The sequence below is a fragment of the Streptomyces katrae genome, assembly GCF_000717655.1.
GTDB classification, from domain to species: Bacteria; Actinomycetota; Actinomycetes; order Streptomycetales; family Streptomycetaceae; genus Streptomyces; species Streptomyces katrae_B.
The window spans coordinates 41,754-56,248 of record NZ_JNZY01000028.1 but is presented as its reverse complement, the minus strand read 5'-3'; the positions used below and the strand labels follow the sequence as shown (position 1 = coordinate 56,248).

Genomic DNA, 14,495 nt, shown 5'->3' with positions numbered 1-14,495 from the left:
CCGGAGAACACCGCAGCGCAGACCAGCGTCAGGAGCACCGTGTACCCGAACCGCAAGACCGCCCTCGCGGCCGCAGCCCTGCTGGCAGCAGCAGTCACCGCCGTCGCCGGCTGCGAGAGCGGCTCGCCGAACGCCACCGGCCCTTCCCCGGGCGCGGGTTGTCCGGCCGTCCTCCAGGAGGCGAAGGCTGCCGTCCGGCGGGCCGAGAGCAAGGACACCTCGTGGAACGGCCCCACCACCGGGCCCCGGGCGGTCCCCGGCAAGTCCCTCGTGTACGTCGCGCAGACCATGACCAACCCCGGCGTCGCCGGAGTCGCGAAGGGCGTCAAGGAGGCGGCGCAGGCCATCGGCTGGGACGTCCGGGTGATCGACGGGGAGGGCACCCCCGCCGGCATCCAGGCGGCACTCAGCCAGGCCGTCACCCTCAAGCCCTCGGGCATCGTCATCGGCGGCTTCGATCCCCGCCTGACCTCACAGCAGGTGGCGCAAGCCGAGGAGGCGGGGATCCCGCTCATCGGCTGGCACGCGGTCAGCTCCCCCGGCCCGAGCACGAGTCCCAGGCTCTTCACCAACATCACCACGAGGGTGGAGGAGGTGGCGAAGGCCAGTGCGGACTGGGTCATCGCCCAGTCCGACGGCAACGCCGGGGTCGTCGTCTTCACCGACGACTCGATCCCGTTCGCCGGTACGAAGTCCCGGCTGATCGAGCGGCGGCTCGCCGCCTGCCCCGGCATGAAGCTCCTGGCGCACGCGAACATCCCGATCCCTGACGCGAGCCGGCGCACCCCCCAGGAGGTGTCCTCGCTCCTGTCCCGCTTCCCGAAGGACTGGACGTACTCCGTCGCCATCAACGACCTGTACTTCGACGACGCCGCCCCGGCCTTCCGCGCCGCAGGCAGGCCCGGCGCCGGGCCGCCCTTCAACATCGGCGCCGGCGACGGCGACCCCTCCGCGTTCCGGCGCATCAACAGCAAGCAGTTCCAGTCCGCGACCGTCCCGGAGCCGCTCTCGCAGCAGGGCTGGCAGATCGTCGACGAGTTCAACCGCGCCTTCGCCGGGCAGCCCGCCAGCGGCTACGTGGCTCCCGTCCACATCGCCACGGCGGCGAACAGCAGCGGGGCCTCCTCCTGGAACCCCCCGGACTACCGGGGTGCGTACGAGAAGATCTGGCGCGGCTGACCGGGCCTCCGGCGGACCTCGTATGATGTGGCCCGGACGGGGCCGTAGCGCAGAGGTCGTCGCGCGCGGTCTCCAAAACCGCGAGGACGCCGGTTCGATTCCGGCCGGCTCCGTCTCGGGCCGGCGGCAACGGCCCCGGCATCGGATACCGGGGCCGCAAGGTTCACGAGGACGCGGCGGTCGGGCCGGGGTTCCGGTCAACGCCGCGCTCGGCGAGATGCTGCCGAGCCGGCCCGGGTGAAGCCAGTCGGGCGTGAGGTCGTCGACCGCGGTCGTGCCACGAGGTGTCCGAGCTCGTCGCCCCGGACACGAGCCGGCCCGTCCGCCCCTGCGTCGCGGTGGTGCCGCGGGGGCGGGGGCGTGGTCGGGACGGGCCCGGGAGCCGGCTTGCGCCGGCTGTTCACCCGCCGCGGCGTCACCTCCGGGTCAACTCCAGCGCACCAGGGCCGTCATCGCGGCAAGGTCCGGCTCCGACCGGGCGATCGGGTCCCCGGGCCAGAGCAGTTCTCTTCCTGCCCACCCCATACCCCCAGCCCTTGCATCTGGCCGGCGCCTGCCGGGTATAAGGGTCCCGTCAGAGGCGGCCGACCGGCCTGCGATGATCGTGGACACAACAATGGGGCCAAGGAGATGAAGCAAGTGATCAGTCGCAGGATCGCCCGTACAGTACCCGCACTCGCGCTGGCCGGACTGCTGCTGAGTCCCCAGGCGCAGGCTCAGGCTGCGCCGGTGACGGCTCGTCCGATCGCGGTCGCCGCCGCCGAGGCGCAGCTTCCGTCCCAGGGTGCACCGGCCCAGGCGGCATCCGGGCAGGTCCAGCACTCGGCAGTCGACTCCGCCGGCCTCGTCGACGGCGCCAAGAAGGGCGACAAGAACAAGGACAAGGGCAAGAAGGGCAAGAAGAAGAGCTTCTTCAAGAAGTTGGGCACCGCCGCTGTTGTCGGCACCGTGGTCATCGTTCTGCTCGCCATCGCCGTGATCGTCTTCGCCGCCCGGCGCCGCCGCAGGGAGGCGTGACGGGCCCCGGAGTGCTTGCGCCGCCTACTGATACGGGTCGAAGGGGATGCCCGCCGGCTTGGCCTCCGCGAGGTGGGAGGAGAAGGCGCCGTCCTTCAGGCCGAAGTGGGCACTGCCGAAGTCGGCCTGGCTGAGCTTCTCGCGGAGCGTGGCCGGGTAGCCCGACCAGCCGACGAGCGTGGGGAACTGCCAGGTGCCGCGGTGGTTCTCCGGCGGTTCGTCGTTCGTGTTCGCCGCGCGGAAGCAGTGCGTGCCGATGCCGTCCTTGTGGTAGACGATCTTGGGGTGGGTGCCGTCCCAGCGGATCCGGTCGCGCGCGTGGATCTCGAAGTCGCCGTGGGCGGAGGTGGCGACGTACTTCGCCTCGTCGCCCTGGATCCACACCACGACGTGTTCCCAGTCGTGGCGGTGGCCGCCGAGGCCGATGCCCGGGACGGCCTGGTCCTTCTCGAAGTACAGCGCGTACATCACGGCACACCAACCGTTGTTGCAGGTGGCGCGGGAGTAGCCGTTGGTGTTGGCGAGGTCAGAGGCGTCGCGGCAGCTGCCGTCGAGGGCGCCGCTGGGTTTGAGACCGCCGTTCAGGACTCCGGTCGGGCCTATGGCGGGTGTCGGGTAGCAGCCGTCCGTGTCGTAGTCGTACGCCGGCTGGAAGGTCAGCTCCACGGCTTCTGCGTTGGCGGGGAGCGCCGGGGGCGGAGCCGCGAAGGCCGTCTGGGCGGCGGCGACGACCAGCGCGAGGGCGGCGCCGACGACGAGGGATGATCTCCGGATGTGCTGGCTCGTCCGCAAGGCAGGCCTCCGGGGCCGGTCGATTCGGGGCGGGGCGGATCCCGGCCGGGTGGCCGGCGCACAGCGAGCATCATTCGCGAACCTCGACGGCACAGCAAGGGTCCCGACACGGACTGTTCAGCCTTGATCGGCTTCGCAACGGGGCTGACTTCAGGACGAGTTGACGCCGACCGGGGATACCGAGCGCCGCGGCCGACGGATTGACCGGCGCCCCGATGCCCGGCGAGCCGTCCGGCGGCGCCGTCCCAGGACCCCGCGGACGCCTGTTCACCAGCACCCGGTTCCCCGCTAAACAGTGACATGCATCACTGCACCTCAAGGGATCACGGAAGCATTACGTCCGCTCATGCTTCCCCGACATGTCGATATTTGTCCCACTGGAATCGACATTCCCCGCTTCGGCGAAATGGGCATTCTGCGGATCGGCGCGTTCTGCGGTAACTCGCCACGCCACAGGCGTGTCTGAGGGCCGGCCTTCGTCTCACACAGTCGGCCGACCGGACGGCCAGCACGACTGTCCGCCCATTTCAAGCCCGCTGTACGGACGTCCCGCACGGGTCGGCGGCAAGACTTGCCAGCCCGTTCAGGGCCTTCTAAGAATGGCGGCCCGGCCCCGGCGCTCCAGCAGCTCAGGCGCAGGACGCATCGCAGAAACCAAGTGAGGTCACGCATGCACAAGCACCGTAAAAAGCGGACGCACTACAAGAAAATAACCATCGCCGCTGTCACGCTCGGCGTCGTCGGCATCCCCACGGCCGCCATGGCGTGCCTGGACACCCAGGAGGCGGGCTCGTCGAGGGCCGCCGGCCGGCACCACGGCATGCGCCCCTTCCACAGCGCCCCCTCCCCCAGCGAGTCGCTCCAGATCCAGGCGGGTCCGGCGGACGCCCCGGTCGAGACGGCACCGGCCGTGCCGGTCGAGCAGACCGAGCAGACCCAGACCGAGCAGGCTCCGCAGACCACGGAGCCGTCGACCGCCCCCGCCGCGCCGAAGCCCGCGCAGCCGGCCCCGGCCCGTCCGACGGCTCCGGTGACGCCGCAGAAGCCGACGACCCCGACCGCTGCGCCCTCCGGCCCGGCCGCCGAGGTGGTGGCCCTCGTGAACAAGGAGCGCGCCAAGGCCGGGTGCTCCGCGCTGACCGTCAATGCGAAGCTGACGGATGCCGCGCTGAAGCACAGCCAGGACATGGCCGCGCACGCCAACATGTCGCACACCGGTTCCGACGGTTCCGACCCGGGCCAGCGCATCACCCGCGCCGGCTACTCCTGGACGACCTACGGCGAGAACGTCGCCTACGGCTACACCACGCCCGAGCAGGTCATGACCGGCTGGATGAACAGCCCCGGACACCGGGAGAACATCCTCAACTGTGCCTTCAAGGAGATCGGCGTCGCCCTCGCGCAGCCGAACTCCTTCTGGACGCAGGACTTCGGCACCGCCCGCTAGGCGCGTCGTCCCGGGACGTCGGTGACACGCGTGCCGGGTTCCTGGAATGGATGAGGGCCTCCCGGCTCGGTGTGGATTGCGACATCCGCACCGATCCGAGGAGGCCCTCGTGCCCCACCGCGATGCCCCGCTGACCGGGACCGGGCGACTTCGCAGCCCGCTGGGCCACCCGGTACCGCCGGCTCGGAATCGCCGGAACGAGTGACCCGAACGGGCGCCCACACCACCGGCCGCCGGCGTCGGGTCTTGCGCTATGCGTCCACTGGAACCCATGCTATGCGTCCAATGGACGCACAGCAGAGGGAGGCGGGCGTGGACCGGACGACGGGCACCCGAGGGCAGCACGAGCCGGACGCGGATACGCTCACGGGTACGGGGACGGCCGCCGGGGCGGGCGCCGGGCTGCGCGGCAGTGCGTTCGTGCCGCGCCAGGAGAACCTCGAGCTGCCCCTGCCGCCCGTGTTCACCGACGCCGCGCAGGAACGCGAGCACCGCAAGCAGCGGCTCGCCGGCGCCTGCCGCGTCTTCGGCCGCCTCGGATTCTCCGAAGGCGTCGCGGGGCACATCACCGTGCGCGACCCGGAGTACCCGGACATGTTCTGGGTCAACCCGTTCGGCATGTCCTTCCGGCACGTACGGGTCAGCGACCTGATCCTCGTCGACCACGAGGGGCAGGTCCGCCACGGCAGGCGCCCGGTCAACCGGGCCGGATTCGTGATCCATTCGGCCATCCACGCCGCCCGGCCCGACGTGGTCGCCGCCTGTCACGCCCACGCCGTCCACGGGAAGGCGTTCTCGAGTCTGGGGCGCCTGCTGGACCCGATCACCCAGGACGCGTGCGCCGTGTACGAGCAGCACATCGTCCACCGGGACGGCGCCGGTGCCGTGGTGGTCGAAGAGGAGGCCGGCCGGCAGCTCGCCGCGGGGCTGGGGCCGCACAAGGCCGTCATCCATCAGAACCACGGCATCTTCACCGTCGGCGCATCGGTCGACGAGGCGGCCTGGTGGTTCATCTCGATGGAGCGCAGCGCCCAGGCGCAGCTGCTCGCGGAGGCCGCCGGCACCCCGCACCTGATCGACCCCGAGGCCGCCCGGCACACCCGGGAGCAGACCGGGTTCCCGCTCGCGGGCTGGTTCTCCTTCCAGCCCCTCTGGGACGAGATCACCCGCACGGAACCCGACCTCTTCGAATAGGCGCCACCACCCATGACACCCCAGCCCGAAGCCGAGTCCGAACCCGCCCCCGCGGAGCCCGGTTCCCCCGCCTGGTGGCAGGCCCGGTACGCCGAACGCGACCGGCGCAGGCCCCGCCAAGGCGGGCTGACGCTCGACCGGATCACCGCGGGCGCGCTCGAACTGGCCGACCACGAGGGCCTGGAGGCGCTCACCATGCGCCGGCTCGGCGACCACCTCCAGGTACGCCACACCTCCCTCTACCGGCACGTCGCGAGCCGCGAGGAGCTGCTGATCGAGACGGTCGACCACATGCTGGGCGAGATCCGGCTTCCCTCGCTCGAGGGGGACTGGCGGACCGGACTGGAAGGCGGGGCAAGGGAGTTCCGCCGGGTCCTCGCCGCGCACCCGGCGATCGTCCCGCTGCTGACCGCCGGTCAGCTGCTCGGTCCCCATGCCCTGCGCGCACGTGAGCACGCCCTCGGACAGCTCCTCGCCCACGGGTGGGCCCCGCGGCCGGCCGTCCACGTCTACCTGACGGTCACCCACTTCGTGATCGGCGCGGCCGTGCTCGACTCGGGCGGCGCGGCCCGTACCGCCGGTCAGCGTGCCGCGATGGCCGACCTGTTCGCCTCCCTCTCCCCGCGCACCCACCCCGTGGTCCGCCGCCACGCCGAACTGCTCAACTCGCTCGACGCCGAGGCCGAGTTCGCGTTCGGCTTGCGCGCGCTCCTGCACGGGCTGGGCCACCTGCACGACGAGGAGGCGCAGGCATGACCGCCGGCATGAGCAGCGGACGCGTCCTGCCGCCGCTGCGCCGCTGGACCGAGGGCGGCAGCACCGTCCGGATTGACGGCCACTCGGTGTTCGTACGCCAGGACGGGCCCGCGCTCGGCGCTCCCGTCACCCTCGTCCACGGTTTCCCGACCTCCTCCCACGACTGGGCCGCCGTCGTCCCGGCGCTCGTCGCGGCCGGACTCCGGGTCACCACGCTGGACCTGCTCGGTTTCGGGGAGAGCGACAAGCCCCGGCATCACCGCTACTCGCTCCTCGACCAGGCCTCGTTGGTCGAGGAGGTCTGGCGGCGGTACGGAATCGGCAGAACCGCCCTGGTCGCACACGACTACGGGGTGAGCGTCGGCCAGGAGCTGCTGGCCCGCGACCCGGCCCGGATCACCCGCATGGCCTGGCTCAACGGCGGCCTCTACCCCGATCTGCACCGCCCGGTGCCGATCCAGCGCCTGCTGCACGGCCCGTTGGGTCCGCTGCTGGCGCCTCTCACCACGGAGCGGCGGTTCGCCGGGTCCCTGCGCGCCGTGCTCGGGCGGCCGGTCCACGACGAGGACCTGCACGACCTGTGGGCGTCCGCGTCCCGGGCCGGTGGCCACCGCCTGGCCCCGCGACTGCTGCGCTACATCGACGAGCGCCGCCGGCATGCCGCGCGCTGGGCCTCGGCCCTCGAGGGCTACCCCGGACCCACACTGTTCGTATGGGGGCCTGCCGACCCGATCAGCGGGGCCCACGTTCTCGCCCGGATCCGGGCACGCATGCCGCAGGCCGGGGTCGTGGAGCTCGCCGGGCCGCCTGCCGTGGGGCACTACCCGCAGCTGGAGGATCCTGTCGCGGTGGCGGCCGCGCTCACCTCGTTCCTGGCACCCTGAGGCGGCCCCGGGGATCCCCCGGGGATCCACCGGTCAAGGCGTACGGGCATCAGGACGTCAGGACGTCAGGACATGCTGATCCGGCACCTGTGACCGGTGGGGACGGTGCTCAGCCGCCCGGGACCGGCAGCCGGGCGTCCCGGCTGCCGGTACCCGAAGGCGGCTAGGGCTGCGTCACCAGAGCACGGGCAGCCGCTCGGGGATGCGCTTCATGAACCCGGTGCGCCATACGAGCTGTTCGATCGGCACGGCGAGGTCGAGGCCGGGCAGCCGCTCGAGCAGGACCTCGACGGCGATCTGTGCGTGCCGCTTGCCGAGGGCGGTGGCGGGGCAGTAGTGGCCTCCTCCGCCGAACGACAGGTGCGCGTTCGGGTTCGGCCGGTCGAGGCGGACGGTGTGCGGGTCCTCGAATTCGGCGGGGTCGTGGTTGGCGGCCTCGACGAGGACGAGGACGAGCTCCCCCTTCTGCACGGTGACGTCGCCGAGCTGCATGGTCTCGGTGGCGATCCGGGGCAGGCCGTCGGCGATCGACAGGTTGATGCGCAGCAGCTCGTCCACCGCGGCCGGGATGAGCGCCGGGTCGGCGATCAACTGGGCCTTCAATTCGGGGTGCTGGATGAGAGAGACGAGTGCCATGGTGAGGAAGCCCATGACGCTGATGACGCCCGCGCCGAACATCGTGACGCCGACGGTGGCGAGCATCTCGTCCGTCAGGTGCGCGTAGTCGGGGTCGTCCCGCAGGGCGGCGAGTTCGGCCATGAGGCCCGTCGTCGCCGGGTCGTCGAGACGGGCGATCATGTGGCCCATGTCGCGGTCCCAGTTGATGTCCGCCGCGGGGATGGTGCGGGGGCTGTTCATGAACGCGACGTGCAGCGACCGGTAGAGGTCGGGGCCGTCGCTCTGGGGGATGCCGAGGATGTGGCAGTGCAGCCCGGTGGAGTAGGGGACGGTGAAGTCGCGGCGCAGGTCGGCCGGCACCCCTGTCGCGACCAACTGGTCGACGAGCGCGTGCGCGCGGCCGGTCAGCCATGCCTCCAGGCCGGGGGCCTTCGGGTTGAGGGCCTTCATCACGGCCTTGCGGAGCCCGGCACCCGTGATGTTCCCCATGTTGTTGACCACCTCCGGGGGGATGGTCAACGCGTACTGGCGGGGCGCACCCGGGGCGGAGGTGTCCTTGAGGGAGAACCGCGGGTCGTCGAGTACCTGCCTGCACAGTCGATAGGAGGACACCAGCCAGGCCTCGGCTCCGGCTATGGTGCGGACCTTTTTGACCGGCTCGTCGGTGAGGAGGTGCGCGATCTCGTCGGGCAGTCGCGTGCCGTTGGCGTCGAACGGGAACCGGGTGAGCTCGTCGGCCGCGGCGGCCGTGGAGGGGTCGGTGGTGGTGGTCATGCGGAGCGGTCCTGTTCTTCGGGTTCTTCGGCGGGGGTGATGACGGCATGGCCCTGATTGCGCGAGGCGCGCAGGCCCCAGCCCCGTGCGTACAGCAGCTCTGCCAACGGCAGTGCCTGGTGGTAGCAGTTGAGCGAGGAGGAGACCCCGAGGATGGCCGGGGTGTCCAGGAACAGGGGTACCTCGGCGCACACGTACTTGATGCACACCTCGCGCTGCAGCTGGGTGGGCGGCTGGCCGTTCAGCTTGTCGGCGAGGAACCGGGCCGCGAGTTGGTCACACACCTCGCGGAACTCGGGGTCGTCGGTCATGAGGGTGTCGAGCCGGGAACGGATGCGCTGGTAGGCCGGCAACTCCAGGAGCGCGGACATGGGACGGCCGCGCAGCCGCTCCCCCTCGGGGTCGAGGGCGGCGACCGCGGCGGTGACCTTGGCGCGGACGCCGCGGAGGTTCTTCACCGCCTTGCGCTGCGCTTCGACCTCGGGGTAGCCGAGGGCCACGAACATCTCGGCCACGTGCATGTCGGTCCAGATGAGATCGACCTGCCGGAAGTGTTCGAGCCCCCACCGGGCGAGATCGAGCACGCGGTCGTGGGTGAAGTACGAGTTCCCGGAGGAGATGCCGATGACGGCGTGATCACCCTCGTCATGGATCACCTGGCAGTGAGGCGTATAGGGACGGACGGCGAAGATGCCTTGAATGGCAGTCGTCAACGTGAGTAATTCCCCTGCGCCGCTAGTCCCGGCAGGGCCGTGTGCCCTGGGTGTGGCGGCGCGCGAGATGACGCTAACCGAGAACATGTCAGATGATCTAGAGCTACCGGCCGGTTACTCTGCGGATTTCGTTGTGGCCGACGCAGAACCGAAGGGCGGACGCGCGCTGGCGACACCGAGGGTTCACCCGCAGGTCAGCTGCCCGACAGTCGTCCGCGGCTACGGATTCCGGACTCCGGCCGCGCGTCATCCCGAGTCCGGTGCGACCCGTCGGCAGCCTGTCGAGTCCGGCGCAATCCGATGCAACCGGGCGGCCGAGGCGAAGGAGAAGCTCGACGCCGACCCGCACCGGTTGCGGGCCGCATCCGCGTTCGCTGCCGCAATTCCCGGGTAGGCGGTCCGCGTGAGCTATGTGACGCGAGGCAAGGAGTACTCCCGCGACGACCGGTACCTCACCACCCGGATCACCGCCGACGGACGCGACGGCTTCCCAGTGGAGAGCGGCCGCTACCGTCTGGTGGTCAGCCGGGCCTGCCCCTGGGCCGGCCGGGCCGTGATCGTACGGCGGCTCCTCGGGCTGGAGGCGGCTCTGCCCATGGCCGTCGCCGGACCCACCCACGACGAACGCAGCTGGCGGTTCGACCTCGATCCGGGGGGTCGCGACCCGGTGCTCGGGATCGAGCGGCTGCAGGACGCCTACTTCGCCCGCGATCCCGGATACGAACGGGGCATCACCGTCCCGGCGATCGTGGACGTACCGACCGGTCAGGTCGTGACCAATGACGTTCCGCAGATCACGCTCGACCTGTCGCTGGAGTGGGAGGCGTACCACCGCAGCGGAGCGCCGGCGCTCTATCCGCCCGCCCTTCGGCCGGAGATCGACGCCGTGAACGAGGTGGTGTACCGGGACGTGAACAACGGCGTCTACCGGGCCGGGTTCGCCGGGTCGCAGGAGTCGTACGCCGATGCGTACGAGCGTCTGTTCAGCCGGCTCGACCGGCTCTCCGCGCGCCTGGAGGGCTCGCGCTACCTCGTCGGTGACACGATCACGGAGGCGGACGTACGGCTGTTCACCACGCTCGTCCGCTTCGATGCCGTCTACCACGGCCATTTCAAGTGCAACCGGCAGAAGCTGTCCGAGATGCCCGTGCTCTGGGCGTACGCCCGCGACCTCTTCCAGACACCCGGCTTCGGCGACACGGTCGACTTCGACCACATCAAGAGGCACTACTTCACGGTGCAGGACGACATCAACCCGACCGGGATCGTGCCGGTCGGCCCGGACCTGTCGGGCTGGCTCTCACCGCACGGCCGCGCAGCGCTGGGCGGGCGCCCCTTCGGCGACGGCACACCGCCCGGCCCGGCCCCGGCGGCGGAGGCCGTCCCGGCCGACCACAACCCCGCTCGCCCCCTGAGCCGGTGACGTCATGCCCGTACGCGTCGGCACCTCGGGATGGCAGTACCGGGACTGGGCAGGGATCCTCTATCCGCCCGACCGGCCCCAGCGGTTGTGGCTGGAGGTGTACGCGGAGCACTTCGCCACCGTGGAGAGCAACAACGCCTTCTACAAGCTGCCTTCTGCGGAAACCTTCGCCCGGTGGCGCGAACGCACGCCCCGGGGCTTCGTCATGGCGGTGAAGGCCAGCCGGTACCTGACGCACATCAAACGACTGCACGACCCCAAGGAACCGGTCCACCGGCTGATGACGCACGCGGCCGCCCTGGGCGACCGGCTGGGGCCGGTCCTGCTCCAGCTGCCCCCGACCCTGCGGGCCGACCCGGACGCGCTGGACGGCTGTCTGGCGTGTTTCCCGGCCGGCACCCGCGTCGCCGTCGAACCGCGGCACGAGTCGTGGTGGACCGCGGACGTGCGCAAGGTCCTCACGGACCACCGGGCCGCCCTGTGCTGGGCCGACCGCGGCTCGCGGCCCGTGACACCGCTGTGGCGGACCGCCGAATGGGGATACGTACGGTTCCACGAGGGACGGGCCGATCCGGCACCCCGCTACGGTCGCACGGCACTGCGCTCCTGGGCGGCCCGTATCGCCGACACCTGGCCCGCGGACGCCGATGTCTTCGCGTACTTCAACAACGACCCGGGCGGGGCCGCCGTCGTCAACGCCCGCGCGTTCGTCCGACTGGTCCGGTGACCGGCCGGGCACCGCTGTGACCGGTGAACGCGACCGGTGAACCCGAGTACGGGATCAGCCTGCGGAGCCGCGCTCCCGGCGGCGGGTCGTGCGCGGCGGCTCGGTCGCCTCGTCCGGCCGGTCCAGCCGGCTCGCCTCGTCGGTGTCCGCCGCCCGGACGGGCGGCAGGTCCTTGCCGTCGGTCCCGGCACGGGGCGGGACGTGCGGGGCGCGGCGCCGTTCCTTGTCGTCGTGGTCGTGCAGGGGGGCGCCTCCGGCGCCGCCTTGGTCTTCCATGGCCCGTCCCTCCTCGTGCGTCATCCGGTCCCCGATGTCCGGCGCCTGCCCGGACGCCGGAGGCGAAAACCTGCGATCGCCCTGCGCGGCCGGCCCTTCACGCGGCGTACGAGACGCCGCGCCTCACGCCTTCCTGGTCTTGTTGCGCAGGAGCATGCTCGGCATGACCAGCCAGCAGATCGCGAACCAGCCGGTGACACAGGCGGTCACCGGCCAGGCGATCCAGTGCGAGGTGGCGACCCGCAGCAGGAGCAGCACCGAGAGGGTCACGGTCAGCGCGAGGAGCACGATGCCGGTGGAGACCAGCCGCCCCGCCGCCTTGACCAGTTGCGGCTTGAGGTGGTGGCCGGCCAGCAGTTGGTGGTAGGCGACCGGGGCGATCATGGTCCCGGTCGCCAGGGCGCCCAGCGCCACGGTCACGACGTACAGGCCGCGGTCGAAAGGGCCCAGTTCCTCGAAGCGGGGCGTGAAGGCGACGCTGAGCAGGAAGCCGAAGAGGATCTGGGCCCCGGTCTGGGCGACGCGGACTTCTTGGAGCGTCTCGTTCCAGCGGCGGTCGGCCCGCTCCGCCGGGGTCTCGTCCCGATCGTCTGGCATGGGAGCCGACCTCCTCCGGATAGGGAACGGCCGGTCACCGGTACCCGCCGCCCGCGAGCCTAATCCGCCGCCGTGCCGGGACCTCGGCGACACGGTGTCGGCGCGTGGGGCCTCCTCCGGCCGCTCTCGGCCGGGCGGCGCTGATTGAGACGCTTCCGTCCGGGCAGGCGCCGCACGTACAAGAGAATCCAGCGGTGCCGGAACCGCCTGACCGAACGAGGTGTCCCCGATGCGTATCGCCTTCCTCACGGCGCCCGAGGGCGTCGAGGAGATCGAACTGACCGAGCCCTGGCAGGCCGTGCTCGACGCCGGATGGAACCCGCGGCTGGTGTCCACCGAGCCCGGCCGCGTCCGCGCGTTCCGGCACTTCGCCCCCGGGGACACGTACGGCGTCGACCACGTCCTGGCAGGTGGCACGGCAGAGGCCTTCGACGCACTCGTGCTGCCCGGCGGCGTCGCCAACCCCGACGCCCTGCGGATGAACGAACTGGCCGTCGGTTTCACCCGGAGCTTCTTCGAGGCGGGCAAACCCGTCGCCGCGATCTGCCACGCGCCCTGGACGCTGGTGGAGGCGGACGTCGTACGGGGCCGGACCCTGACGTCCTGGCCCAGCCTCGCGACCGACATCCGCAACGCGGGCGGCACCTGGGTGGACGAGAAGGTGCACGTCTGCCACGCGGAGCCCGCCACGCTGGTCACCAGCCGCAAACCGGCGGACCTGGAAGCCTTCTGCGGCGCCTTCGTGAAGGAGTTCGCCGCATCCGGCGCAGCGGTCGGCAGCACCTGAGCGCACCTGACGGCCCGCCACCGCACCACCGCACCCACCCCATCGACGAGGCCCCGGAACGGAGGCCACCATGTCAACAGGCACACTCATCGCCGTCATCGTGCTCGCGGCGGTCGTGCTGATCGCGCTCGGCACTGCATTGTGGATGCGGTCGCGGCGACGCCACCTGCAGGACCGGTTCGGACCGGAGTACGAGCGCACGGTCGAGCAGAAGGGCGGCCGGCTGGCCGCCGACCGCGAGCTGCACGCCCGCGAGGAACGCCACGCCGATCTCGACATCAAAGAGCTCCCGGAGGAACGCCGCCGCGCCTATGCGCAGGAGTGGAGCGGTGTCCAGGAGCACTTCGTGGACCGCCCCGAAGGGTCCGTGACGCAGGCCGACGAGCTGGTGTCGCGGCTGATGAGGGAGCGGGGCTATCCCACCGACGGGTTCGACGCCCAAGTCCGCGACCTCTCGGTGGCCCACGGAGACACCCTCGAGCACTACCGCGCGGCCCACGCGGTCAAGGTGCGCAGCACCGAAGGACGGGCGACGACAGAAGAGCTCCGCGGGGCGATGGTGCACTACCGCGCCCTGTTCGCCGAGCTGCTGAACGACCGAGGAGGTCGATGACATGCGCGACGACGGCATCCAGGACCGCGGCGAGGGCGAGGAGCGCCTGGGCGGCAGCGGTCTCAGCACAGAGGACCTGGCGGACCCCGGCCGGACGCAGGGGACGGCCGTCTACCCCGGGGAGGCCACGGCAGAGCAGGAGGAGGACCGGGACGAGGAGCGCGGCGCGGGAGACGACGCGGGAGCGCTGACCGCGGAGCGGAGCGCTTCCGGTGTGGACGAAGGCGAGGACGAGAACGAGCCCCTGCTCGACACCAAGGAGGCGGAGGAGTACCGGACGACGTGGCGTGAGATCCAGGGCCGTTTCGTGGACGACCCCCAGGACGCGGTGCGGTCCGCGGACACCCTGGTCGCGGAGGTGATGCAGACGCTCGCCCGTTCGTTCGCGGACCACAAGCAGGCGCTCGTCGACCAGTGGGGCCGCGGCGAGGACGTCGCCACGGAGGAGCTGCGGCTGGCACTGCAGCGCTACCGTTCGTTCTTCAACCGGCTGCTGAAGACGTGAACCCACCCGGCAGTGCGTTCCCCGACGGGTGCGTTCCCCGACCGGGATGACCGGTGCCGAGGAGCCCGGGCGGCCGTCCCGCGTGGGGCGGGTGGGCAGAGCCTCCGCCGTGCGCGGGCCGGACGCCGCTGGGTTCGCGTGCAGGAACTGGAGGTCCGGCGCCGTCACGCGCGGACGTGGTCAGACTCCGGCG

At 71.4% G+C, this 14,495-nt stretch carries 16 protein-coding genes and 1 tRNA gene; 12 read left to right on the top strand and 5 right to left on the bottom strand.

All coding sequences use genetic code 11. From position 1 onward, the window contains the following. The first annotated feature begins 39 nt into the window (after positions 1-39). The 3 genes from IF09_RS0128545 to IF09_RS0128535 all read left to right on the top strand — a co-directional run bounded on the left by IF09_RS0128545 (position 40) and on the right by IF09_RS0128535 (position 2,196). Positions 40-1,179, top strand: a complete 1,140-nt coding sequence (locus tag IF09_RS0128545) for a substrate-binding domain-containing protein (RefSeq protein WP_030300392.1) — start codon at positions 40-42, stop codon at positions 1,177-1,179. Positions 1,180-1,217: 38 nt separating this feature from the next. After that, a tRNA-Trp gene (locus IF09_RS0128540) sits at positions 1,218-1,292 on the top strand. A 526-nt stretch (positions 1,293-1,818) separates the two neighbouring features. Next, positions 1,819-2,196, top strand: a complete 378-nt coding sequence (locus tag IF09_RS0128535) for a hypothetical protein (protein ID WP_030300390.1) — start codon at positions 1,819-1,821, stop codon at positions 2,194-2,196. A gap of 24 nt (positions 2,197-2,220) precedes the next feature. Here IF09_RS0128535 and IF09_RS0128530 read toward each other — a convergent pair whose 3' ends face one another. Beyond that, positions 2,221-2,988: an NPP1 family protein gene (locus IF09_RS0128530; protein ID WP_030300389.1), complete on the bottom strand. Its 768-nt coding sequence runs from the start codon at positions 2,986-2,988 to the stop codon at positions 2,221-2,223. Positions 2,989-3,658: 670 nt separating this feature from the next. Between IF09_RS0128530 and IF09_RS0128525 the strand changes: the two genes are divergently transcribed. The 4 genes from IF09_RS0128525 (at position 3,659) to IF09_RS0128510 (ending at position 7,269) form a co-directional block, all read left to right on the top strand. Beyond that, entirely contained in the window at positions 3,659-4,435 is a 777-nt protein-coding gene (locus IF09_RS0128525; protein ID WP_030300388.1) for a CAP domain-containing protein, read from the top strand. Between the two features lie 285 nt (positions 4,436-4,720). Then, positions 4,721-5,629 carry a class II aldolase/adducin family protein gene (locus IF09_RS0128520; RefSeq protein WP_078613505.1) on the top strand — a complete coding sequence of 303 codons (909 nt, stop codon included), beginning with the start codon at positions 4,721-4,723 and terminating at the stop codon, positions 5,627-5,629. Positions 5,630-5,641: 12 nt separating this feature from the next. Further along, a complete protein-coding gene (locus IF09_RS42035; protein WP_051832995.1) occupies positions 5,642-6,385 on the top strand; it encodes a TetR/AcrR family transcriptional regulator in 744 nt (247 codons plus the stop codon). Next, a complete protein-coding gene (locus IF09_RS0128510; protein WP_063607443.1) occupies positions 6,382-7,269 on the top strand; it encodes an alpha/beta fold hydrolase in 888 nt (295 codons plus the stop codon). The genes IF09_RS42035 and IF09_RS0128510 overlap by 4 nt, the downstream gene beginning before the upstream one ends. Before the next feature lie 174 nt (positions 7,270-7,443). Here the strand turns inward: IF09_RS0128510 and IF09_RS0128505 are convergent, their stop codons facing one another. Continuing rightward, positions 7,444-8,661 carry a cytochrome P450 gene (locus IF09_RS0128505; RefSeq protein WP_030300380.1) on the bottom strand — a complete coding sequence of 406 codons (1,218 nt, stop codon included), beginning with the start codon at positions 8,659-8,661 and terminating at the stop codon, positions 7,444-7,446. After that, positions 8,658-9,374, bottom strand: a complete 717-nt coding sequence (locus IF09_RS0128500) for a tRNA-dependent cyclodipeptide synthase (protein WP_030300379.1) — start codon at positions 9,372-9,374, stop codon at positions 8,658-8,660. Before IF09_RS0128500 ends, IF09_RS0128505 begins: the two co-directional genes overlap by 4 nt. 403 nt (positions 9,375-9,777) lie before the next feature. Here IF09_RS0128500 and IF09_RS0128495 point away from each other — a divergent pair, with 403 nt between their 5' ends. Next, a complete protein-coding gene (locus IF09_RS0128495; RefSeq protein WP_030300378.1) occupies positions 9,778-10,797 on the top strand; it encodes a glutathione S-transferase C-terminal domain-containing protein in 1,020 nt (339 codons plus the stop codon). A 4-nt stretch (positions 10,798-10,801) separates the two neighbouring features. Then, the gene (locus tag IF09_RS0128490; protein ID WP_030300376.1) at positions 10,802-11,524 is read left to right on the top strand and encodes a DUF72 domain-containing protein; all 723 of its coding nucleotides are present in this window, start codon (positions 10,802-10,804) and stop codon (positions 11,522-11,524) included. A 54-nt stretch (positions 11,525-11,578) separates the two neighbouring features. Here IF09_RS0128490 and IF09_RS0128485 read toward each other — a convergent pair whose 3' ends face one another. Further along, positions 11,579-11,800 carry a hypothetical protein gene (locus tag IF09_RS0128485; RefSeq protein WP_030300374.1) on the bottom strand — a complete coding sequence of 74 codons (222 nt, stop codon included), beginning with the start codon at positions 11,798-11,800 and terminating at the stop codon, positions 11,579-11,581. Positions 11,801-11,923: 123 nt separating this feature from the next. After that, the gene (locus tag IF09_RS0128480) at positions 11,924-12,397 is read right to left on the bottom strand and encodes a DUF6328 family protein (protein ID WP_030300372.1); all 474 of its coding nucleotides are present in this window, start codon (positions 12,395-12,397) and stop codon (positions 11,924-11,926) included. 229 nt (positions 12,398-12,626) lie between these two features. On the opposite strand from IF09_RS0128480, the gene IF09_RS0128475 reads away from it, so the two are divergent. The 3 genes from IF09_RS0128475 (at position 12,627) to IF09_RS0128465 (ending at position 14,302) form a co-directional block, all read left to right on the top strand. Continuing rightward, complete coding sequence (locus tag IF09_RS0128475; RefSeq protein WP_030300370.1) at positions 12,627-13,184, top strand: type 1 glutamine amidotransferase domain-containing protein; 558 nt, start codon at positions 12,627-12,629, stop codon at positions 13,182-13,184. A gap of 70 nt (positions 13,185-13,254) precedes the next feature. Then, complete coding sequence (locus IF09_RS0128470) at positions 13,255-13,797, top strand: hypothetical protein (RefSeq protein ID WP_030300368.1); 543 nt, start codon at positions 13,255-13,257, stop codon at positions 13,795-13,797. Between the two features lies 1 nt (position 13,798). After that, positions 13,799-14,302: a hypothetical protein gene (locus IF09_RS0128465; RefSeq protein WP_051832992.1), complete on the top strand. Its 504-nt coding sequence runs from the start codon at positions 13,799-13,801 to the stop codon at positions 14,300-14,302. The last annotated feature ends 193 nt before the right edge of the window (positions 14,303-14,495 follow it).

Bases quoted from the DNA above. Each gene is read 5' to 3' on its own strand.
- IF09_RS0128475 (WP_030300370.1), top strand. From the start codon at position 12,627: ATGCGTATCGCCTTCCTCACGGCGCCCGAGGGCGTCGAGGAGATCGAA.
- IF09_RS0128510 (WP_063607443.1), top strand. From the start codon at position 6,382: ATGACCGCCGGCATGAGCAGCGGACGCGTCCTGCCGCCGCTGCGCCGC.
- IF09_RS0128520 (WP_078613505.1), top strand. From the start codon at position 4,721: ATGGACGCACAGCAGAGGGAGGCGGGCGTGGACCGGACGACGGGCACC.
- IF09_RS0128465 (WP_051832992.1), top strand. From the start codon at position 13,799: ATGCGCGACGACGGCATCCAGGACCGCGGCGAGGGCGAGGAGCGCCTG.
- IF09_RS0128505 (WP_030300380.1), bottom strand. From the start codon at position 8,661: ATGACCACCACCACCGACCCCTCCACGGCCGCCGCGGCCGACGAGCTC.
- IF09_RS0128490 (WP_030300376.1), top strand. From the start codon at position 10,802: ATGCCCGTACGCGTCGGCACCTCGGGATGGCAGTACCGGGACTGGGCA.
- IF09_RS0128480 (WP_030300372.1), bottom strand. From the start codon at position 12,397: ATGCCAGACGATCGGGACGAGACCCCGGCGGAGCGGGCCGACCGCCGC.
- IF09_RS0128470 (WP_030300368.1), top strand. From the start codon at position 13,255: ATGTCAACAGGCACACTCATCGCCGTCATCGTGCTCGCGGCGGTCGTG.
- IF09_RS0128525 (WP_030300388.1), top strand. From the start codon at position 3,659: ATGCACAAGCACCGTAAAAAGCGGACGCACTACAAGAAAATAACCATC.
- IF09_RS42035 (WP_051832995.1), top strand. From the start codon at position 5,642: ATGACACCCCAGCCCGAAGCCGAGTCCGAACCCGCCCCCGCGGAGCCC.
- IF09_RS0128485 (WP_030300374.1), bottom strand. From the start codon at position 11,800: ATGGAAGACCAAGGCGGCGCCGGAGGCGCCCCCCTGCACGACCACGAC.